Here is a 21,309-nt window from a genome sequence, read left to right as displayed (position 1 = left end):
CCCCTGCCCCCTGCCCCCTGCCCCCTGCCCCCTGCCCCCTGCCCCCTGCCCCCTGCCCCCTGCCCCCTGCCCCCTGCCCCCTGCCCCCTGCCCCCATTTTCGTGAGCAGACTGGCTCGGTACGTCAAGCAATCGAGCGTATTCCTCTTTAATCATGAAATAACATTCGCAAGATGTATCTTCCAAACCTGACCGATTCAGGATGGTAATCATTCCTCGCTTGTAGCTAATGATTCCGGCTCGGCTGAGTCTACCTGCTACCTCCGTAACACTAGTGCGACGACAGCCTAGCGTCTTAGCAATATATTCCTGAGTTAGCACGAATGTATCTGATTGTACGCGGACAGCGATAAAGAGCAACCAACGAGCCAGCCGTCGTTCTATAGTGTGGAGGCTGTTGCAGGCGAGTGTTTGTGTAACCTGAGTGAACAGCCCATGAGTGTAACCCAACAGCAAACTTTGAAGCTCTCCACCTCGCTTAAACTCGGCTTGGAGCAACTCTGTCTTCATCATCATAGAGCTGCCTGCAATCTGTACAAACGCAGTTGTATTTGTAATGTTACTGCCCCAAATTACAGGAATACCTACCATGCCATCATTGCTCACTATGCCAGCTTCGACAGTCGAGCCATTTTGCTGGATACAGATCAAAGAAACCATTGACTGATGGGGAAAATAGACGTGTGTTATTGGTTCATTGGCTTTGTAGAGGATTTGCTTAACTGAAAGCTCGACTCGCTCTAGATAGGGAACTAGGCGTTGATATTCAGCCTCTGAAAGAGCAGCAAGGATCTGATTTTCTATTGGTAGATGAGGTTGGTTAGAAACTGACATGGAGAACCTACAAGTACAACTGTTCCTGCAAAAGCAACTGATGAACTTGAGAGATAGCCAGTAACTAGCCCCAATATGTCAAAAGGTGGTTTTATATCTAGAAGTTGTAAACTTCACAACTTAGAACGCTAGATTAAATCGTATTTTGAGAAAATTGTAATTCAGTACCGATTTCTTTCAGTATAGTTCTAAAAAACAAACGAAGAAGCAGGGAGAAGAGTTTCCCCTCTGCCTCTGTATCGAATGGCACTAAGAAAAGCTGAAACCTCCTTGCTGGCAGGGTGTGGGAGGTGTGGGAGGATGGGGAAGCAATGCAGCATTTGTTGATATGCAGTTATTCAATTTCTCCTCTTTCTCCCCACACTTCCCCCACTCCCCCCACTCAAAAATCTTGTTATATCAGGGCTTTGCGATTAACAAGCGTGCCATTCGCCTCTGTATCCTCATTCCCTTTTAATAGGGCCACTTCCAATCGCGAATTTCTGGCATATCGTCGCCGTACTTCTGAATATAATGTTTGTGTTCGATCAGCTTATCTTGCAAATGCTGTTTGACATAAGCTGCCTTATATCCTAATTTTGGTACGCGCTCAATTACGTCCATCACTAGATGGAAGCGATCGAGTTCGTTAAGAACAACCATGTCAAAGGGGGTGGTGGTAGTTCCCTCTTCCTTGTAGCCACGCACATGCATCTGCTCGTGGTTAGTGTGGCGATAGGTTAAGCGATGAATCAACCAGGGATAGCCATGAAAGGCAAAGATAATGTGTTTATCTGTGGTGAAAATCGTGTCAAAGTCTTTTGCGCTCAAACCGTGGGGATGTTCGCTTTTTGGCTGTAGTGTCATCAAATCGACTACGTTCACTACCCGCACCTTTAACTCAGGGAAGTGCTGGCGCAGAATATCCACAGCCGCTAAAGTTTCTAAGGTGGGAATATCCCCAGCACAAGCCATTACTACATCTGGATCGCCGTCTTTGTCGTTGCTTGCCCATTCCCAAATACCGATGCCTTTGGTGCAATGCTTGATAGCAGCATCCATGTTTAGGTATTGCAATGCTGGTTGCTTTCCAGCAACGATGACGTTGACATAGTTACGGCTTCTGAGACAGTGATCGGTTACTGATAGCAAAGTATTGGCATCGGGCGGCAGATATACGCGAACGATTTCTGCTTTTTTATTAACTACATGGTCAATAAAACCGGGGTCTTGGTGGGAAAAACCGTTATGGTCTTGCCGCCAAACGTGGGAAGTGAGTAGGTAATTGAGGGAAGCAATCGGTCTACGCCAAGGAATATCTCTGGTCGTTTTCAGCCATTTGGCGTGCTGATTGAACATTGAGTCAATGATGTGGATAAACGCCTCGTAGCAAGAGAAAAATCCGTGGCGTCCGGTGAGGAGGTAGCCTTCTAACCATCCTTGACAATTAGTTTCGCTGAGAATTTCCATCACCCGACCGTCGGGGGAAAGGTGGTCATCTTCCGGGAGGATCTGGGCTGCCCAATCCCTGTCTGTAGCTTCTAGCACAGCACCCAAACGATTCGATACCGTTTCATCAGGGCCGACGATGCGGAAGTTGCGGCTTTCTTGGTTAAGTTGCATGATATCCCGGAGGAATTTTCCGGCAACTTGAGTAGCTTCAGCGATCGCTTGCCCTGGTTTGAGAACATCTACGGCATACTTTTGAAAGTCGGGCATCTTCAGGTCGCACAGCAAAATACCGCCGTTAGCGTGGGGATTATCACCCATACGTCGATGACCTTTGGGAGCCAATTCTGCTAATTCGGGAATCAGCTTACCGTTGCTGTCGAAGAGTTCTTCTGGTTTGTAACTCTTCATCCAATCTTCTAGGAGTTTCAGGTGTTCTGGCTGTTTCGCTATGTTGCCAAAGGGAACTTGATGCGATCGCCAAAAACCTTCAGTTTTTTTGCCATCAACTTCCTTGGGCCCTGTCCACCCTTTGGGGGTTTTCATCACAATCATCGGCCACTGCGGACGTTCGGTGAAACCATGTACGCGGGCTTCTCTTTGGATGCTTTGAATTTCAGCGATCGCTATATCTAGAGTCGCCGCCATCTGCTGGTGGACATCTGCGGGATCGTCACCTTCTACAAAGTATGGCTTGTAGCCGTAGCCCACCAATAAGCTTTCTAATTCCTCATGGCCGATCCTTGCCAATACTGTTGGATTAGCAATTTTATATCCATTCAAGTGCAGAATCGGAAGTACAGCCCCATCATGTACGGGGTTAAGAAACTTGTTGGAATGCCAGCTAGTTGCTAAAGCACCTGTTTCCGCTTCGCCATCTCCGACAACAGCAGCAACAATTAAGTCAGGGTTATCAAAGGCAGCACCAAAAGCGTGGACGAGGGCATAACCTAATTCCCCGCCTTCGTGGATCGAACCAGGAGTTTCCGGTGCAACGTGACTGGGAATCCCACCAGGGAAAGAAAACTGCTTGAAGAGTTTCTGAATTCCTTCAGCATCCTGGGAGATGTTGTGGTAGTACTTGGTGTAAGTGCCTTCTAGGTAGGTGTTGGCTACCAGTCCAGGGCCTCCATGACCGGGGCCAGCAATGTAGATTGTGTTGAGGTCATATTTTTTGATGACCCGATTCAGGTGAGCATAGATAAAGTTCAGCCCTGGTGTGGTTCCCCAGTGCCCTAAGAGTCTGGGTTTGACGTGTTCCAGCTTTAGCGGTTCTCTCAGTAGCGGATTGTCGAGTAGATATATCTGCCCAACCGAAAGATAGTTAGCTGCACGCCAGTAGGCGTTTATCTTCCGTAATTCTTCATCAGTTAAAGGCTTTGTTTGTGGAGTCGTAGCTAATGTCATTTCGACACTCCATTACAAAAGGATTTTGATGGATTCATCAGTAAGTAATGATACTTGTTTCCCAGATGATGGCCATCTAACCGATGATGAATTTTATCAGCCTTTGTGACTATATTCCTTGGCTTTGGGCACAAGATGGAGAGCAATGTCTAGAATGAGCTACCCTTATGCTACTAATTAATAGTATCAATCAGCATTTTCTTCGTCATAATTATCTAGTTGTAAAGTGTAATCTAATGCCACTTTTAGCATTAATAAATAATTATGAGAAAGAGTTCCTAATTTTCGGATTAATCGCTGCCTATCGATAACAACTATTTGATAAGAAAGTACCACTGACTCTTGCGTTAAACCGCCTTCACCTGAAGGTATGACAATTGTACCTGGTATAATAGCGCGTCGCAGATTAGTGGTTAAAGGAACTACTACAGATGTTGTTGTAAACTGAGTTAGTCGATCTCGCTGAACAATGATAACGAGTACAGCAAAACTAGCTAGAGGGAGATCGAGGAATAACCTAATTATTTATTTCCAATAATCCAGGCGGCGGCGTAATTTCAATGCGATTAGATTTCAAGTCTACTATTGGTGCGATCGCTTCCACAAATGGAATCAAAACAGTCTTTTGCTTTTTGTCATTTGTCGCTTGTTCTTTGTCATTTGTCATTTGTCCTTTGTCAGTGGTAAAAGATGGGTGTAATTTTACTTCTAACAAATCATTGCCAGCCGGGATGATGTCTACCACTGTACCCACGAGTTCGCCAGATGCTTGCATGAAAACTTCCAAGCCAATCAAATCGAGGACATGATATTCATCTTCGCTTAATTGGGGGCGATCGCTAGCTGGCACCATTAACTTACAACCGCGCAACGCCTCCGCGCGATCGCAATTTTCCACACCAGCTAATTTGATGACATACAAGTTTTTATTACTGATGTAACGTCCTGTTAATAATTCGATTGGTTGTGGTTCTATGTCACCTGAACACAACAACCAACGTTTTCCTGGCACCTCAAATCTTTCGGGAAAGTCTGATACAGGATAAACCCGTAATTCTCCAGACAATCCTTGAGGGGAAACAATCTTACCAATTTCTAGCCAATCGTCGAGATTGGGGGCTGGGGATTGGGGACTGGGAACTACGGGCTGGGGATTAGGGGTTGGAGATTGGACATTTTGAATTTTTGAATTTCCTCCTACTCTCTTGCCCCTCTGTTTCTCTGCACCTCTGCCCCTTTGCCCCTCTGCACCTCTGCCTCCAATCTCTTTATTAGCTTCTTCGTGTTTCATTTCCATTTTTCCTACTACTACAACACGGCGGAAATAAACCACCCCTGACGCTCGATGACTCGCTAACAGCAGTTCCTCATCGGGGGAACCCCCTTTGAGCGACTGCTCACCATTCCAAATCAATGAAACGCTTACGCTGTATTCATTTTAATTTTTAATTTTTAATTTTTAATTCCGCCTTGCGGTACTAGGCAGTCACCGCCGCACCTTTATAAGCTTCTTCAGCCACTTTTGCTAAACGTTGCATGGCAGTGGCAATTTCCTCATCGCTGCCGGTGAGGCTGATGCGGAAACATTGGTGCTTGTGCGCCCATTCTTCCTCTAAACCGGGGAAGAAGGTACTTCCAGGAACAATAATCACACCTACTTGCTTTAATTGCTGGTAAAATTCCCAATCACTGATGGGTAAATCTTGTAACCACAACCATGCAAAAATTGCCCCTTCGCCGCGATGGAGATACCAAGGTAAATTCTTGGGCATCGCTTGTTCTAAGCTAGTTTCTAAAACGGTAAATTTATTTTGGTAAAAGGGACGGATGACAGTATGGGAAATATCCACTAAAGCACCAGAATTGATTGCATAAGCTGCGATCGCTTGGCCGTAACGTGAAGAATGGAGACTCATATTTGCCTGAAAACACTCCAGCACTTCAATCCACTTTTCATCCCCAATAGCTATACCAATTCTTTCCCCTGGTAATCCCGCTTTCGATAAACTCATGCAGTGGAGAATATTATCACCAAACACTGGTGTCATTTCAGTAAAGTTTAATGCTGGGAAGGGAGGCGCATAAGCCGAGTCAATTAACACGGGTAGATTGTAAGGTGCAGCTAGGGCGGCAATCTTTTTCACCTCATCATCGGTGAGGACGTTACCAGTAGGATTACAGGGGCGAGAGAAGAGGACACAACCCGTATTTTCTGTAATTGTAAGTTTGCTGAAGTCGGGGCGATATTTAAATCGGTGGGCAGCTGCATCTATATCGAGAGTTGGTTTGTAGGCAGTTAAGGCTTTTGGAACTAAGCAAATGCCACCGTAACCTGTGTAGTCAGGGCTGAGGGGCAAAACGATTTGTTTTAACTCGCCGCTGGGAGTGTAGCCACCGAAGGTATTGGCAGCGTAGAAGTAGAGGGTTTGACTACCGGGGGTGATCAGGATATTGCGATCGCTTAAGTTTAACCCGTAGCGTTTGTTAAAATCGTTAGCGATCGCTTCCACAAATGGTGCATAGCCCTGACTTGAGCCATAACGGCAAACTACCTCACCATATTCTGGACTAGCCAAAAGCTGTGCAGTGCAATCCCGCCATAATTGTTCTACTTCTGGCAAAATCAACGGATTACCAGCACTCAAATTAATAAAATGCTGCCCTGCACCCGCTCGTAATGTTTCGATGATATCCTTCATGATTGCTCTGACGCCAGTCAGGTTGGACATTTGAGCGCCAATTTGAGTTAGGGCAGGGTTCATAAGCTGTAATAAAATATATTAATTTAGGGGTGGACAAATTATTTGGGGTTGCTGCTGACATCCAGTTTACATCGTTGCCAAAACAGCTGTTGCCGCCTTTAACCAATCTAGCTAGAGAATGACATTTTAACAAAGGTGATAATATTTATCGTTATAGCCGCGATCGTGCTGAGTAAATCCGATGAAGTAATACAAAAGTTTATCATGCGTTCAATGCGTGTGAGGAAACTGGGGAGTAAAGAAGAGAATAGGTTACAGGGTAAAGGGTACAGATTATTCCCTATCACCTGTCACCTCTCCCCTAATCCCAATGACAAATGACAAATGACAAATGACAAAACTATACAGGAGCGCTGACATTGCAAGTTAAAGCAGCAGTAGCTTACAGCGCAGGTAAGCCGTTGACGATTGAAACCGTTCAACTATCGGGGCCAAAAGCCGGCGAAGTGTTAGTTGAAGTGAAAGCAAGCGGGGTTTGTCATACCGACGCTTTTACCTTATCTGGTGACGATCCAGAAGGTTTGTTTCCGGCTATTTTGGGACATGAAGGTGCTGGCGTGGTAGTGGAAGTAGGCGCTGGTGTCACCAGTCTCAAACCAGGGGATCGTGTGATTCCCCTCTACACTCCCGAATGTCGTCAGTGCGAATATTGTCTGAGTTTCAAAACTAATCTCTGTCAAGCCATTCGCCTAACTCAAGGACGCGGTGTGATGCCCGATGGCACTAGTCGCTTTAGTCTCGATGGGCAAATGATTCATCATTATATGGGTACATCCACTTTTGCTAACTATACAGTGCTGCCGGAAATCGCCTTAGCAAAAATTCGGGAAGATGCTCCTTTTGATAAGGTTTGTTACATTGGCTGCGGTGTGACTACTGGTATTGGTGCAGTTATCAATACTGCCAAAGTGGAACCTGGAGCAAATGTTGTGGTTTTTGGTTTGGGTGGTATTGGCTTAAATGTCATCCAAGGGGCGCGGATGGTAGGGGCAAATATGATTGTTGGGGTGGATATTAATCCCAACAAACGCGCCTTGGCGGAAAAGTTTGGTATGACGCACTTTGTCAATCCTCAAGAAGTAGAGGGTGATTTAGTTCCTTATCTGGTTGATTTAACAAAAGGCGGTGCCGATTACAGTTTTGAATGTATCGGTAATGTTAAATTGATGCGTCAAGCATTAGAATGCTGTCACAAAGGTTGGGGTGTGAGCGTGATTATTGGTGTTGCTGGTGCTGGACAGGAAATCAGTACTCGTCCTTTTCAATTAGTCACTGGACGCGTTTGGAAAGGTTCAGCATTCGGTGGTGCTAGAGGGCGTACAGATGTGCCAAAAATTGTTGATTGGTATATGGAAGGTAAGATAAATATTGATGATTTAATTACCCATGTAATGCCCATTGAGCAAATTAATGATGCTTTTGAATTAATGCACAAAGGTGAATCAATTCGCAGTGTGGTAACTTTCTAATTCGTAATTCGTAATTTGTACCTGATGCTTATGTGACAGTACTGCTTCAAAGAATGTTTAAATTTCTATCTTAGGCAATTTCCGTTAATAAATCTACCGTCGCCGTTGGTTTCGACTCCGCTCAACCAACTAAGGGATCGAGAGTTGAGCGAAGTCGAAACTCGTCAACCTGGGTATATTAGACCTCTTGCATAATTCTTTTGTGGTATGATTATAGGTTTTATAAAAAATTCATATCAGAATCTATATAGAGAACTTTTGTCACCTCATTAGGATGTCTGATAGAGATAGAAAGCAAATTTTTAAAACCCTTAATTGTACCATAATTTATTTTTGCAAGAGGTCTATTCTTTGTGAGAAATCACCTTAAACATAATTATGAATTTTAAAATTATGTAGACTATACAAACCTGAAAAACAACAAAAAAGCTGATGCCAAACTTATATGAAGCAGACTTCTACAGTTGGACTCAACAACAGGCTAACCTTTTGCGTCATCATCAATGGAACAGGCTTGACCTACCCAATTTAATTGAGGAAATTGAATCTTTGGGAAGAAAGGAACGCCAAGAATTGAGAAATCGTTTTAGTGTGTTAATTGGACATTTACTCAAATGGGAATATCAAGCAAAGCAACGCAGCCGCAGTTGGTTAGCAACAATTAGAGTACAACGACGGGAAATTCTTAAGTTGCTGAACGAAAATCCTAGTCTGAAACCTTACATTGAAGAAGCACTCCAGGAATCATATCAAAATGGTAGGGATTTAGCATCAGGAGAAACAAATCTGCCACTTTCAACTTTTCCCAACCAATGTTTATATCTTTTTGAGGAAATTCTGAGCGATCGCTTTTATCCCGGTGAGTCTACAACAGATGATTTAATGGATTAACACTCCTCAGTCAAAATTCACAAGTAGCAAAATTTCTCAACTTGATAATACTTCATCAAAGTATCGATCGATTTCTGCTATCAGTATTTCAAAGTCTACAGGCTTGGTTAAGTGGCATTTGAAACCAGACTTCAGCGCAAGTTGCCGATCCTCTTGGCTACCGTAGCCGGTAAGTGCAATCAGAATTGAGCGAGTAAACTTGGAATCTTTACTTAGTTCCTGTGCAACGGCGAATCCATCCATTTCAGGAAGTCCGATGTCACAAATAATTACATGAGGCTCAAGCTTCTTTGCAGTTTCTACCCCTAAAATTCCATTCTCGGCAATGAAAACTTCATGCCCAAAATGCTCAAGCACTGCTTGTAATGTTATGGCTGAATCCTCGTTATCTTCGATGACTAAAATCTTCAACGATTTTTTCGCCGCTTCTATAATCTCCGAGTCGTTATCCCAAGCTGTAATCTCTTCGCATACTGGGAGAGTGACTTTGAATTCTGCTCCCAAATTTATCCCTCTACTTGAGGCTTCAACATTACCACCATGAAGTTCTACAAGACTTTTGACTACCGAAAGTCCCAAACCTAGCCCGCCCCGCGAACGATCTAAACTACGATCGGCCTGGGTAAACGGCTCGAAAAGTTCTGGTAATATTGTCGGGTCTATCCCTATGCCTGTATCTCTTACAGATAAGGCCGCCACACTACTTGAGCCATTCTCACCTGGAATAACTGAAAAATCTACCCAAATCGTTCCATCTGGTTGGGAAAACTTTAAGGCGTTATCAAGAAGGTTCCCAAAGATTTGGAAGAAGCGAGTGGTGTCAACATAAGCCCACACAGGTATGCTTGGCAAGTCTTGTACTACGTTAAGATTCCATCTTTTTATTGCTTGTGCGTGGTCATTGAGACTTTGGCGAACCAATTCCACCAGATTAACCTTCTCAAGATTTAATGAAATCTTCCCATAAGTGATAGACGATACGTCAAGTAACTCATCGATCAATTTCGAGAGGTGCTTAATCTGGTTTTGCATCATTAAAACTGTTTCCCCTACTGCGCCAGTCTGTCCTAGCTTGAGTTTGAGTAGTTGAACGCCGTTGGAGATGGGGGCAACGGGATTCCTCAGTTCGTGAGCCAGCATCGCAATAAATTTGTCTTTTAGGGCATTTTGGTTCGTCAGTTTTTGGAAAAGTTGCACGTTTGCGATCGCAACTGCTGTAGTATCTGTCAAAATCTCAAGCATTCCGATCTCTTGGGGCGTGGCTAGATGGCGTGTACTCCAGTAGGCTCCAATCGCACCCAGTGGATCGGAAACTCTTATAGGAACCATCACTAAACTTTTGACAAAAGTTACTTTGTACGCCTCAATCGGAATTCGCGCATCCTGGTAAATGTCCTCAATTACGGCTGCTTTTTTATTGAGCATTGCCCAACCGGAGATGCAAGACTTGAGCGGAAAACGCATACCTTTCCAAAGTGGGCCAATGGCGTTTTCATCGACATAGTGGCAACATTCACCATCCCGCAATACAAAGGTGACTCCATCAGCATTTGTGAGATCGCGAGCAGCCAAACGCACAATCTCAATAATTTCTTCAATAGTCCGCACACAAGCCAAATCCTTCACCACCGAAAGCAGCCTGTTGTAAGACGAAATACTATAGCTTTGATCTAAATTCTGTGCTTGAGGGATGGAGGTTTGTAATATATTTGTCATAAAGAACTCCGAACAAAAGGGATGTCTGTATAAAAACTCAGATAAAGCGGGTAGGTTTCAGCAGACACCTACTCTTAATCGTCATCTTAACTTTAGATATTGAAAGTGCAATCTCTTAAGGCATTTTTTCTTCACTCATGGTATAAACACCTTTAAGTTTTCTAAGTAAATACTCGTAAATTATTTATGTGTTCTAATACCACTTGTGATGTTTAATCTCCTGCGGTTACGTAGTTAGTAAACTCGTTATTTAGCGATCGCTAAATAATACTCAAATCGCTCTCGGAGCTGTTCAACCGTCAAATTTTGAGTCCAGTACTCCACTAGGGCGTGACCAAATGCCCAGGCGTTGCGATCGGGTGCAGCGGTGTTTTCCAGCAGTAGCGGCCAAAGGGATAGCAATTCAAAGTTGAGCGCGTTGGGGTTCAAGAGTGAGAAAAGGTCATATCCCATTTGCAGTTTACCAATGACAATTGGCAACTGTTCCACAGGAATTTGCTCCGCCAGCATATATGCTAAAGCTGGAGATCCGGTTGAGAGCGTAGAAACAAACTGAAGGACGGGACTTTTGAGCAATGCCGTTAATCCTTGTGTTGTCGTCATCTGGAAGGTGTAGTGGTCGATGATTTTGGCGGCGGCGACGATGCGAGTTTCTAGGTTACGCAAAAAGCGGGCGAGACGGAGTTGCTTAGTAGGTGCGATCGCATCCACTAATCCCAACGATAGCGCTTCTACTCCCCAGGCAACTCGATTTGTTTTGCTGTCACCTGTAACCACGGGTAAAACTAGATTACAGAAGTTTCCTAGCAGTTTGGCGCGATACTCAGTGGCTTCGCGAATCGCAATTTCTTTGGGGCGATCGCCCCATTCCCAATCGTAAGGCGGTTGCCATTCGCGGATGGGACGCAGCCGATCTACTTGAGTGACAATCGCGATCGCAGGTAAATCTGCAATTTCTGCTTTGATGTCTTGTAAAAAGTCCACATCCATTTGCAGGGCAGGATCGAGGGCAGGAGTTGCTAACAGCAGCAAATCGGAATTTATAGCATAATCAAGCACCAAATTTCGGAGTTCTGCACGGTTGACTTGTTCGTAACCAGGTGTATCCAAAAGCGTCAGGGTTTCCCCACCTTGAGTCTGCCATTGATAATTCTGAATGCGATCGGTACTGGGTAAAACGTCAACTGCTGCGAGATCCGCCTGAAATAGGGTGTTAATCAGGCTACTTTTTCCCGAACCCGTGCGCCCCACCAGCAGAATATTCACGGGTTTTTGCTCAACCGCCTCAGCTGGTTGAGCTTGAGTCAGGATTTCTCGGAGTGTTTGGGTTTTTGGCTGGGGTAAAGTTGGTGGGGAAGCTACGGTTGCTGGAACTGGTAAGGTGCTACGTCCGTAAAGTGCGATCGCTTGTCGGCATAAGTTTCTCAGGGCAGCTTCCCGAAATAACTGGCTCAAATTCCCCAATAATTGCTGAGTTGCTTGGTTACTAGAACCCTGACTGGCTTGTTTTGCCACCGCCGCCACCGGATTTAAGATCCATTGTGCCCAGTTCCAAACTTTCCAGAATTTCCGAGCCGATGGTTCCAACTTCCGGTAGACCTCATATCCTTGGTATGCTTGTCCAACCGTTACCTGATTGAGGATCGGGGATAACTTTTGCATCCACTTATCCATATCATCCACAGTTCCGCGAATCAGCCCGTAAGCTTGGGGGACGTAGATGTTTAGCAGGGGATATTGAATCTGAGGATTGTAGATATGAGCGATCGCTACGACTAAATCTTGACATCGCGTCCAAAAAGTTTGCCAGTCTTCCCAAATCGGGCGATCGCTTTGTGCCACTTGGAGAATTTCTTGAAGGGCGGCTTCTGCAAGCTTTGTGGTGTCACTTCCCACAGGTCGCCTTACTGTATCCTCTGCTGTCGATTCCAATTCTTCACGGACTTGAGTTAATACAGCTTCCACCTCGTTAACAGCTGGTTGAGTCCATTTGACTAGCAGCCAACGCCAACCCACAAATAAAACGGTGAATACACCCCAAATCCAATTAATGCCCCACGCATGAATTTGTGAACCGGCGGATACCAGTAAGAAAATAATGATAAACGCGATCGGGATTGCTAAGACCACCCACTGCCACAGTTTTAATCGCACCATTGCCCATACCTGCCTTGGTTAGACTTCTTATATTGCTATTGTCGATCTAAATCTTGTGGTGAGTTCTGGATTACCGCGTGTATTAGAGTGTAATCTAGCTACTAGTTCGTGTGATGTGTTGTGGTAAAAGTGGAGATTTGCTTGCCTTTAAGATAAGATTTACGTGAATAAATCACAAAAAACTGCCTTGTGGGCGTTGAATTATGCTTGTAGATTTTACGGTTGAAAACTACCGCTCAATTAAAGAACCTGTAACCCTAAGTGCGGTTGCTCAAAAACAAAGCGATCGTCAGACAAGCCAAAACAGCAAACGCAAACGGGTGAAGTCAGATCATGAAATTGCACCTGGATATCATGTTGAAGGCTGGGACATTGAGCTTTTACCTGTTTTGGCAATTTTTGGAGCTAATGCATCAGGTAAGAGTAATGTTATTCAAGCTCTTGATTATTTATTGCTCATGATGGCTCATGGCACACAGGAAGCAGTAACATTGCAGAGAATTTTTAAATATGCCAAAGTAGACCCTTTTAAATTAGATAGTATCTCTGCTCAAAAACCTACAAAATTTGAGTTAAGAACTATATTTAATAATGCTATCTATACCTATTCTTTAGTACTTAATCATAATCATATACTCTTAGAAAAATTGGACTATACTTTAAATACAACTAAACGTCCACGCCGTTTATTTCATCGTCAATGGGATGAAAATAACAAAAAATTTATTTGGAAAACAGGTGATTATTTTACTGGAGCGCATAATCAACTTCAGGATAATATTAGAGAAAATGAGTTATTTATTAGTACATTAGTCAAATTAAAAGTAGATATAATTCAGTCTTTTGTAAACTGGGTAGCAAGTGGATGGCGCGGAATTAACTTGGGAAGTGAAGATTTTGACCGTGTTTCAATTATGGTTATACAAGATACTAGTATTTATGTATTCAATGAATTCCTTAAACAAACATTAAATATTGTAAAAAAGTTTGACATTGGACTATCTAGAATAGAGTTAAAAAAGAAATCTGATGCTCAGGCTGACTACAACATATATGCTGTGCATAACACTCATGACGGTAACGAAATACAGTGGCTTTTTGATGAAGAGTCTCTTGGTACTCAGCGCTTATTTCAATTGGCATTCCGTATAGTAGTATCTTTGAACATAAGCGGATTGGTAATTGTTGATGAATTAGGCACAAATATTCATCCTAATATTGTAAAAAGCATTATCAGAATATTTCAAAATCCTAAAACAAATCCCAGAAACGCTCAACTGATTTTGACAAGTCATGATAACACGTTACAAAGAAACAACTTGTTACGACGCGACCAAATTTGGTTTACACAAAAGCGAGACGATCAAAGCACTGAGTTGTATCCTCTGACTGATTTCCATGTGCGAAATGATTTAGCGATTGACAAAGCATATTTAGATGGTCGTTTTGGAGCCGTTCCGTTTCTCCCATCTGAAGAGGAAATAATTTTACAAGGTAATAAGCAGTGCCAAGAAAGTTAAATCGTCGCCCACCTAGCAGGAATATTGCTCAGAAAATACTAATTGCTTGTGAAGGAAGTAAAACAGAACCAATTTATTTCAATAGTATTCGCAATGAATTACGTTCGCCAACTTTAGATATTATTGTATTGCCTCATCAAAACAAAACTGATCCACGTAGCATTATTGAACGACTCATCGAAGAACGACAGCAGAGGAAAGATAACCAGCAGTGGAGTAAAGAAGATAAAGCCTGGGCTGTTTTTGACGGAGATGAGCATATTGAAAAAAGTCTGGCAAATTGGCAAAGTGCAATAAATCGAGCTATAAGCCAAAAGATTAATCTGGCAATTACCAATCCTTGTTTTGAACTTTGGTATCTAATTCACTTTCAAGACCATTTTGCACAAATCACTCGTGATAGGTTAATTAATTTACTCGAAAAGCATATACCCGACTACGACAAATCAATGTGCTTGTATCCAAAACCATTGAAATCGTTAACTGAACAAGCGATTCAACGTGCTGAGAAGATGGCAAAGCAGATAGAACGTAATGAATTATCTGAACATTCAAATCCCTGCTGTAGTGGCTTGCCTAAACTGATTAGTAGTTTATTAAGTTTAAAGAATAGTTAGAGAAATTACTTAAAATTATTTTAATCAGTTTTATCTAATTATTGCTTGTTATAAAAACTTCAAATACTCGGAAGCTATGTCTGACGACAAGTCGCTTTGCGTCTATACAAGCAACAATAAAGATAGCGATCGCTTGTCATAAAACCTAAAATACTAGTAATGCTACACTTTTGTAGAATTTAGGAGCAAAGGCTGTGGCTTCCATCACAATCAATATTTACGATGAACAATTGCAGTGCAAGCTTGGCGTAGCCTCTCGTAGAGAAGTTGCAGTCTGCTGTATCTTGAATTTCTCAACGAAGTATTGATAACGAAAGTGCCAGAATTGGACAGCACAAAATTTGTCTGTCAATCAATCGCTCTTAACGTTTTAAATATTTAATATTAGTTAATCTTAAGAGTAGTTGGCAACAAAAAGTTTTAACAGAAGTTCCCAAGCGATAACATTTGCGGAGGATATCTAAGGCAAAGTATGGTACGCGCAGTCGAAGTGGGTAAAACACGGGCAGATATAACCAGTAGTAAGCCTTTTTTAGGTTATTCCACTTTGAGCAAGCTTCTTGATGCAGGAAATCTGATATATCTACAACTAATCCTCTGCCTTGGTACATCATGACATTACGCCCGTGGACATCATGAGGGTGGAGTCCACAACTTCGGGCATAGTCAAGAGCTTCATCAATGTCCTTTATTACCTGCTTGGGAATTAGTAAACCGAAGTGCATACAATCGTAGAGGGTTGTTCCATAAAGCCGTTTCAAGACTAAAAACCCATCCTTGGCGTACAAACACTCAGAAAAGGCTGGATGAGAACCTAGACGATGGTAAACTTCTACTTCCTCTTCAAAACCTGGCCGTCCTGGGGCATAAATCTTAACTACATAGTCAGGGGAATCGGGGTGATAAACTACTGCGGCGTAATTTCCTTTGCCAAGCAGCCGCCAAGGTTGGGGAAGATAGCTTACCTTAATTGGATCGCAGGGATTGACACTTTCAATCTGTAATCTAGGCAGTAGTTCCTGATAAATGTTTTTGACGAACTGTTTTGGGCGCAATTTGTCCATATCAATTCCTTAGCCAATTTACGAGGTTTGGGAATAAGGTTGACTTGAGTGAATACGACCTAAATGACACCGTTGCTACTTACCGTTAACGCTAGAGATGGCAATTTTTATCCAAAACTCATTGCGATATTGATTCTTCTATCAACAATTCCGATCCTGCTTCACCCTCACCCAGGTTATCAGAATTAGCAGATTTAGAAAAACCATCTGTTACATCTTTGATAAAACCAGCTACAGGTACCGCGATTAGCAAACCCAAGACTCCGCCAACATTGGTTCCTACAAGCAAAGCAATTAATACCCATATTGGTCTAATACCAGTAATTTTACCTAAAAGACGCGGTGCGATCGCCTGATCGATTAACTGATCGATAACAACAGCTACCGCAAAAACCTTAGCTGCTAGCCAAAAGTCATGTGACGCTATTATTAAAGTTATTAAAACCAGACTGACGACATCACCAAAGGGAATTAAGCTCAAAAGTCCAACTCCCAAACCAAAGAGCAAAGCAAACTGGACTTGAAAAGCTAAAAACAATAATGTTATTGAAACACCCATCAGCAAAGCCAAAGTTCCCTGACCAATCAAGTAATTTTGGAAGTTTTGCTGAATAGACTGGCTTATTTGCTGGGCAAGATTTCCAGGTAACTTCTTAAATATCGCCTCCCAAATTCTTGGGCCATCTAACAATAAGTAAAAAGTTAGCACTACTGTGATTAACGCCTCAGAAATACTATCAATTGTATCTATAATAATACTTAAAAGTTTATCGGAAACAAACTCTAATTCATTAGGTAATTGGTCAGTGACTTGTGCTAATAGCTGACTTAAATTAACATTTATTTTATGTTTCAAAAACCAATTATTGACACTCTGAAGTTTTTCTTCGCTAGAATCAATCCATTGGGGAAAGACTTTAACCATTTCATTAAATTGCTCTAAAACAATGGGTAGTAAAGTGATACCCAAAGCCACAACAATTATCAATGCTAATATAAAAACTAATGCTACTGCATAGCCGCGTTTAACTCTCCGCTGTTGGAGAATCGAAACAGGATAGTTTAAAACGAATGCAAGCAAAGTAGCCAAAACAAGAATTGTGACGACAGGTTGAAAGTTTCTAACCAGCAAGGATGCTAGCCAAGCATTGAGAAATACTAGAGGAAATAATAGCGTAAAAATTAACCATCTAAGTAGCTGATTCAGTGAAAAATTCATAATTAATTTCAAAGCGAAAATTATTCTAGTTACTAGATTGAACTGAGTAATGAAATCTGAGCAAGAAGAAGTAGACAATAAAAATCTTCCTCGATTACAGACGCATTAATCGTGTCTCTCGCAATTCCCCATTCCCTACTCCCCATTATTCCAATTACTAAATTTCAGCAAAGGCTGAAAATTGTTCTTCATTTATTCGCCCTGCTTGATAGAGAGTATTAGTAATTTCCGAAATAGTTAAAACCGCATGACTGCAATAACCATTTTGCTGTAACCTATCTTTCACCCCCTGTTCGTGGTCGATAAATACCACAATATCATTAACCTTTAATCCGGCTGATTCCAACTTTCCTGCTCCTTCCATAACACTTTTACCACTAATGAGAATATCATCAACCACTACAACTGTTTCACCAGTATGAAAGTTACCCTCAATTACTCTCCGAGTTCCGTGTGCTTTCACCTCTTTACGCGGGAAAATCATCGGACAGTGAAGGCGCAAAGCTAAACCAGTCGCAGTAGGTAATGAACCATAGGGAATACCTGCTAATCTATCAAAATTCAGGTTCTTCAAAATATCCTCATAAGCTGTGAGAACTTGATTAAAAACTTGGGGGTTGGAAATAATTTTGCGTAAGTCGATGTAATAAGGAAATATCGCTCCTGATGCTTGGACAAAGCTGCCAAACATAATGCAGTCAAGATCGTAAAGTTGTAAAATCAAATCTTGATGGGGGTGCTGATTTAGAAAACAAACATCAGGAAACCACACAGAACAAGTAGAATTTTCGTGAATAATTTCAGTTTTAATTTGATTGATTTCTGCACGTAGAGACTGGACTTCTTGTGATAATTGGGTATTTCCCAACATATCTTGAGGAACAGGAATCAGTAAACCATCACCATTACTATTCAAGCCAGCTTCTAAAATTTGTTTCAGGTTTTGACTCTCCGCCCAGATGCTACGCGCCATAATAATTCGTTCAGGTGCAACTGCTCGAATAAGTGCTAAAACTTCAGGATTTGTAGTTCCCACTTCCAAACCCAATTGTTCTGGAGTTCCCCAGGTTTTTGATTCTTTTACTACCTGTAAATAAAGGGGTGATTCCTTTGTAGGATATTGCTGTAGAACTTCTGCACCTGGATTAGAAGTACAGCATAAAATAAACACCGCTTTATCAGGATAGACCAAAAAAGGTGCTACGTGATCTTGTCCTGTATAGGGGCTGAGAGTGATTGCGTCCACCTGCCATTGTGTAAACACAGTCTGGGCAAAGATGGTACTAGTATTTAAGTCACTGTGTTTGGCATCTAAAATCACTGGGATATGGGCTGGAATAGCTGCTAAAGTTTTGTAGAGCAGTTCTAAACCAGGAATACCTAAAGCTTCGTAAAAGCCAAGTGTCGGTTTATAAGCACAAACGTAATCAGCAGTTTCCGCAATAATGAATTGTAACCACTTCTCCAAACCAGCTATCAGTTCTTCAGATTCATAACGCTCAGGCATCATCTCTGGATTTGGATCGAGTCCTACAAATAGTAAGCTTTGATTTTGTAAGATATTTCCATTCAATTTATCAAAAAAGTTCATTTTTTTGTTTAAAAAAGGATTGTTACTTAAAACATTGATTCTGTTAATTCAGTACCACCAGCCTTACGCCCTAATTGATAGTGAATTACTGCAAATAAAATAACTATCGGCACTGAGGCAAAGTGAACAATTCGCAATGCTTGCCAATCGCCAAAGCAATCCACAATCCAGGGAAATTGAGCAGGTTTATACATTCCTATCCCTGTAAATAATGCCAGCAGCAAAATAGGAATAATTGCTGTATAAGCAATCCGATGCCAAGCATAAATTCGACGTTGGGAATTTTGAGTTTTTTGTAATGCTTTCAAGTCATTAGCACCGACAAAGCGATGTCGCCAGCGTCGGGTAATTAAAATGTAAATTCCATACCACAAGAGATTCAGTGAGAATAGCCACATTGCTGCAAAATGCCAGTGTCTACCTCCTGCCAGCCAACCTCCTAAAGTAAATATCGGCGGAATGTGCAAACCTGCACGTCCACCAAAAACAGGGTTGGCGTTGTAAATTTGTAGTCCACTGGTGAGCATGATAAATAGACTAATGATGTTACACCAGTGGAAAATTTTGGCTCCTATTGCTTGAGTGGGTCGCTTTCGAGTTAGAGAGGGAACGGTGGAAGTCATAAATTTTGACTGATAAAATTTGCTGTTTATCTGTCTTGGGTAAATAGCCCAGCAAGTTTAGAGGTGGGCATTGCTTACCTTTATTTTCTCATCATTAGATTCAGTATTCTGACATTAATGGTCTACCATCTGCTGTTTTAACTGTCAGTTTAGGTATGGCTAGGGTTGTTCTCAGCTAAATTACGCCTAATGTGAATTAAATAGGTTGAGACTCCAGTGTTTTGAATTTGATGAAAAACACCTTCTACAGGCTGACGAACACGACTAATAAAACGCTTCAAAGCATCAGAATATTGAAAATACTGGTTGTCACGAGTGAGTGTCCAGATACGATTAAGATTAAAACATCAACAGGTATCAAACATCATTTAAGCAAGGAGAATAAGATGGCTAACACAGATAATCTCACAGGTGTGAGAAATTTGGGTCTTGCGATCGCCGATCCCTTCATTGCTAGCACTGCTCCAAAGACTGCTCAGATATTGGAAGTTACTGGTCAAGGAGAGGTAAATGTTGCTACCACTTTAACTGCTGTAGAATTGGGGATTAAAGTACAGGGAAAAACTGCAACCGAAGTTCAAGAACAAGTTGCTCAACGTTCAACTGCGGTGGTTGATGTACTGCAAAAGCTTGGGGCGCAAGAACTTCAAACTACATCTATTCAACTAAATCCTATCTATAGCTATGAAAATAGTACTCAAACTCTCACCGGCTTTGAAGGCCTCAACACACTTCAGTTTGAGTTACCAACAAATCAATCTGGGGCAGCAATTGACAAAGCTATCCAAGCAGGCGCAAATATCATACAGAATATTAGCTTCACTGCCTCAGACGAAGTATTGCAGCAGGCACGCCTGCAAGTTCTGAGCGAAGCTGTTAAAGATGCTAAAGCTCAAGCTCAGGCTGTTTTTAGTACCTTACAGTTAACCCCCGGACAGATTATTGACATTGATATTAACCCAGATGACAATCCTAGACCATCTCCCTTGGTGTCTAATCTAACAGTAGATAGGGTTTCGGCAGCAGCTAGTACAACTCCTATAATTGGTAGTCCTCAGACGATAGAAGCTAGTGTTTCTCTAGATATCGGTTATTCTCCAAATTCAGCAGGGACTCTTGCTTCGGCTGCTGATAATCTCATCGGTGTGAGAAATCCGGGTGTTGCGATCGCCGATCCCCTCATTGGTAGCACTACTCAGATATTGGAAGTTACTGGTAAAGGTGAGGTCAGTGTTGCCACTACTTTAACTGAGGTGCAATTGGGGATTAAAGTAGAGGGAAAAACTGCAACCGCAGTTCAAGAACAAGTTGCTCAACGTTCAACTGCGGTAGTTGATGTACTGCAAAAGCTTGGGGCGCAAGAACTTCAAACTACATCTATTCAACTAAATCCTGTCTATAGCTTTGAAAATGGTACTCAAACTCTCACCGACTTTGAAGGCCTCAACACACTTCAGTTTGAGTTACTAACAAATCAATCTGGGGCAGCAATTGACAAAGCTATTCAAGCAGGCGCAAATGTCATACAGAATATCAGCTTCACTGCCTCAGATGAAGTATTGCAGCAGGCACGTCTGCAAGTTTTGAGCGAAGCTGTTAAAGATGCTAAAGCTCAGGCTCAGGCTGTTTTTAGTACCTTGCAGTTAACCCCCGGACAGATTATTGACATTGATATTAACTCAGATGATAATCCTAGACCATCTTCCTTGGTGTCTAATCTAATAACAGATAGGGTTTCTACAACTCCTATAATTGGTGGTTCTCAGACGATAAAAGCTAGTGTTTCTCTAGATATCGGTTATTCTCCAATTTCAGGAGTGATTCTCGATCTACCTCTTAATGGATTGCAGCAAATTGCTTAATTAGGACTTATGCCAATACGGTTCGGTTAAGGTTTTTTGATGAAAATTCTAGATCGCAATGCGAGAAATCATCACAAAGACGCGATAAATCGCCGTCTCTACAATAATCAGTCGTTTTGTCTTGACGGCGATTCATCGCATCTCTTGCCT

At 42.2% G+C, this 21,309-nt stretch carries 16 protein-coding genes; 5 read left to right on the top strand and 11 right to left on the bottom strand.

The annotated features are described in order from the left end of the window. The 5 genes from V7K84_RS11815 to V7K84_RS11795 all read right to left on the bottom strand — a co-directional run. Window positions 1-833: Crp/Fnr family transcriptional regulator (locus V7K84_RS11815; RefSeq protein WP_334838232.1), on the bottom strand; the 833-nt coding region annotated here is incomplete at its 3' end. A gap of 453 nt (window positions 834-1,286) precedes the next feature. After that, window positions 1,287-3,668: a phosphoketolase family protein gene (locus tag V7K84_RS11810; protein WP_334838230.1), complete on the bottom strand. Its 2,382-nt coding sequence runs from the start codon at window positions 3,666-3,668 to the stop codon at window positions 1,287-1,289. A gap of 186 nt (window positions 3,669-3,854) precedes the next feature. Next, window positions 3,855-4,139 carry a type II toxin-antitoxin system PemK/MazF family toxin gene (locus V7K84_RS11805; RefSeq protein ID WP_334838241.1) on the bottom strand — a complete coding sequence of 95 codons (285 nt, stop codon included), beginning with the start codon at window positions 4,137-4,139 and terminating at the stop codon, window positions 3,855-3,857. Window positions 4,140-4,185: 46 nt separating this feature from the next. After that, window positions 4,186-4,959, bottom strand: a complete 774-nt coding sequence (gene rimM / locus V7K84_RS11800; protein WP_334838238.1) for a ribosome maturation factor RimM — start codon at window positions 4,957-4,959, stop codon at window positions 4,186-4,188. 187 nt (window positions 4,960-5,146) lie between these two features. Beyond that, window positions 5,147-6,430, bottom strand: a complete 1,284-nt coding sequence (locus V7K84_RS11795) for a valine--pyruvate transaminase (RefSeq protein WP_334838229.1) — start codon at window positions 6,428-6,430, stop codon at window positions 5,147-5,149. A 359-nt stretch (window positions 6,431-6,789) separates the two neighbouring features. Between V7K84_RS11795 and V7K84_RS11790 the strand changes: the two genes are divergently transcribed. Then, window positions 6,790-7,899: an S-(hydroxymethyl)glutathione dehydrogenase/class III alcohol dehydrogenase gene (locus tag V7K84_RS11790; RefSeq protein ID WP_334838227.1), complete on the top strand. Its 1,110-nt coding sequence runs from the start codon at window positions 6,790-6,792 to the stop codon at window positions 7,897-7,899. A 432-nt stretch (window positions 7,900-8,331) separates the two neighbouring features. Next, window positions 8,332-8,790 (top strand): DUF29 domain-containing protein, encoded by a 459-nt coding sequence (locus V7K84_RS11785; RefSeq protein WP_334838225.1) that lies wholly within the window; start codon window positions 8,332-8,334, stop codon window positions 8,788-8,790. A 36-nt stretch (window positions 8,791-8,826) separates the two neighbouring features. Here the strand turns inward: V7K84_RS11785 and V7K84_RS11780 are convergent, their stop codons facing one another. Together V7K84_RS11780 and V7K84_RS11775 are read right to left on the bottom strand one after the other, a co-directional pair. Then, window positions 8,827-10,506, bottom strand: a complete 1,680-nt coding sequence (locus tag V7K84_RS11780) for a hybrid sensor histidine kinase/response regulator (RefSeq protein ID WP_334838224.1) — start codon at window positions 10,504-10,506, stop codon at window positions 8,827-8,829. A 246-nt stretch (window positions 10,507-10,752) separates the two neighbouring features. Then, the gene (locus V7K84_RS11775; protein WP_334838222.1) at window positions 10,753-12,663 is read right to left on the bottom strand and encodes a GTPase family protein; all 1,911 of its coding nucleotides are present in this window, start codon (window positions 12,661-12,663) and stop codon (window positions 10,753-10,755) included. Between the two features lie 203 nt (window positions 12,664-12,866). On the opposite strand from V7K84_RS11775, the gene V7K84_RS11770 reads away from it, so the two are divergent. Both V7K84_RS11770 and V7K84_RS11765 read left to right on the top strand, forming a co-directional pair. Continuing rightward, complete coding sequence (locus V7K84_RS11770) at window positions 12,867-14,183, top strand: AAA family ATPase (protein WP_334838221.1); 1,317 nt, start codon at window positions 12,867-12,869, stop codon at window positions 14,181-14,183. Continuing rightward, a complete protein-coding gene (locus V7K84_RS11765; RefSeq protein ID WP_334838219.1) occupies window positions 14,168-14,800 on the top strand; it encodes an RloB family protein in 633 nt (210 codons plus the stop codon). Before V7K84_RS11770 ends, V7K84_RS11765 begins: the two co-directional genes overlap by 16 nt. A gap of 362 nt (window positions 14,801-15,162) precedes the next feature. Here the strand turns inward: V7K84_RS11765 and V7K84_RS11760 are convergent, their stop codons facing one another. The 4 genes from V7K84_RS11760 to V7K84_RS11745 all read right to left on the bottom strand — a co-directional run bounded on the left by V7K84_RS11760 (window position 15,163) and on the right by V7K84_RS11745 (window position 19,297). Then, a complete protein-coding gene (locus V7K84_RS11760; RefSeq protein WP_334838218.1) occupies window positions 15,163-15,864 on the bottom strand; it encodes a serine/threonine protein kinase in 702 nt (233 codons plus the stop codon). 118 nt (window positions 15,865-15,982) lie between these two features. Next, window positions 15,983-17,083 carry an AI-2E family transporter gene (locus V7K84_RS11755; protein ID WP_334838216.1) on the bottom strand — a complete coding sequence of 367 codons (1,101 nt, stop codon included), beginning with the start codon at window positions 17,081-17,083 and terminating at the stop codon, window positions 15,983-15,985. Window positions 17,084-17,240: 157 nt separating this feature from the next. Then, the gene (locus tag V7K84_RS11750) at window positions 17,241-18,674 is read right to left on the bottom strand and encodes a bifunctional orotidine-5'-phosphate decarboxylase/orotate phosphoribosyltransferase (RefSeq protein WP_334838214.1); all 1,434 of its coding nucleotides are present in this window, start codon (window positions 18,672-18,674) and stop codon (window positions 17,241-17,243) included. Window positions 18,675-18,700: 26 nt separating this feature from the next. Further along, complete coding sequence (locus tag V7K84_RS11745) at window positions 18,701-19,297, bottom strand: cytochrome b/b6 domain-containing protein (RefSeq protein WP_334838212.1); 597 nt, start codon at window positions 19,295-19,297, stop codon at window positions 18,701-18,703. A gap of 386 nt (window positions 19,298-19,683) precedes the next feature. Between V7K84_RS11745 and V7K84_RS11740 the strand changes: the two genes are divergently transcribed. Next, the gene (locus V7K84_RS11740) at window positions 19,684-21,159 is read left to right on the top strand and encodes an SIMPL domain-containing protein (protein WP_334838211.1); all 1,476 of its coding nucleotides are present in this window, start codon (window positions 19,684-19,686) and stop codon (window positions 21,157-21,159) included. Window positions 21,160-21,309 lie beyond the last annotated feature (150 nt).

The organism is Nostoc sp., from assembly GCF_036917315.1.
In the GTDB taxonomy this organism is placed as follows: domain Bacteria; phylum Cyanobacteriota; class Cyanobacteriia; order Cyanobacteriales; family Nostocaceae; genus Nostoc.
Note: the sequence above shows the minus strand (reverse complement) of the source record. Positions and strands in the feature narration are given on the sequence as shown.

What these genes read in the sequence shown, in the direction of transcription:
- V7K84_RS11810 (WP_334838230.1), bottom strand. Translation starts at nt 3,668, where the DNA reads ATGACATTAGCTACGACTCCACAAACAAAGCCTTTAACTGATGAAGAA.
- rimM (WP_334838238.1), bottom strand. Translation starts at nt 4,959, where the DNA reads ATGAAACACGAAGAAGCTAATAAAGAGATTGGAGGCAGAGGTGCAGAG.
- V7K84_RS11795 (WP_334838229.1), bottom strand. Translation starts at nt 6,430, where the DNA reads ATGAACCCTGCCCTAACTCAAATTGGCGCTCAAATGTCCAACCTGACT.
- V7K84_RS11785 (WP_334838225.1), top strand. Translation starts at nt 8,332, where the DNA reads ATGCCAAACTTATATGAAGCAGACTTCTACAGTTGGACTCAACAACAG.
- V7K84_RS11780 (WP_334838224.1), bottom strand. Translation starts at nt 10,506, where the DNA reads ATGACAAATATATTACAAACCTCCATCCCTCAAGCACAGAATTTAGAT.
- V7K84_RS11775 (WP_334838222.1), bottom strand. Translation starts at nt 12,663, where the DNA reads ATGGTGCGATTAAAACTGTGGCAGTGGGTGGTCTTAGCAATCCCGATC.
- V7K84_RS11770 (WP_334838221.1), top strand. Translation starts at nt 12,867, where the DNA reads ATGCTTGTAGATTTTACGGTTGAAAACTACCGCTCAATTAAAGAACCT.
- V7K84_RS11760 (WP_334838218.1), bottom strand. Translation starts at nt 15,864, where the DNA reads ATGGACAAATTGCGCCCAAAACAGTTCGTCAAAAACATTTATCAGGAA.
- V7K84_RS11755 (WP_334838216.1), bottom strand. Translation starts at nt 17,083, where the DNA reads ATGAATTTTTCACTGAATCAGCTACTTAGATGGTTAATTTTTACGCTA.
- V7K84_RS11750 (WP_334838214.1), bottom strand. Translation starts at nt 18,674, where the DNA reads ATGAACTTTTTTGATAAATTGAATGGAAATATCTTACAAAATCAAAGC.
- V7K84_RS11745 (WP_334838212.1), bottom strand. Translation starts at nt 19,297, where the DNA reads ATGACTTCCACCGTTCCCTCTCTAACTCGAAAGCGACCCACTCAAGCA.
- V7K84_RS11740 (WP_334838211.1), top strand. Translation starts at nt 19,684, where the DNA reads ATGGCTAACACAGATAATCTCACAGGTGTGAGAAATTTGGGTCTTGCG.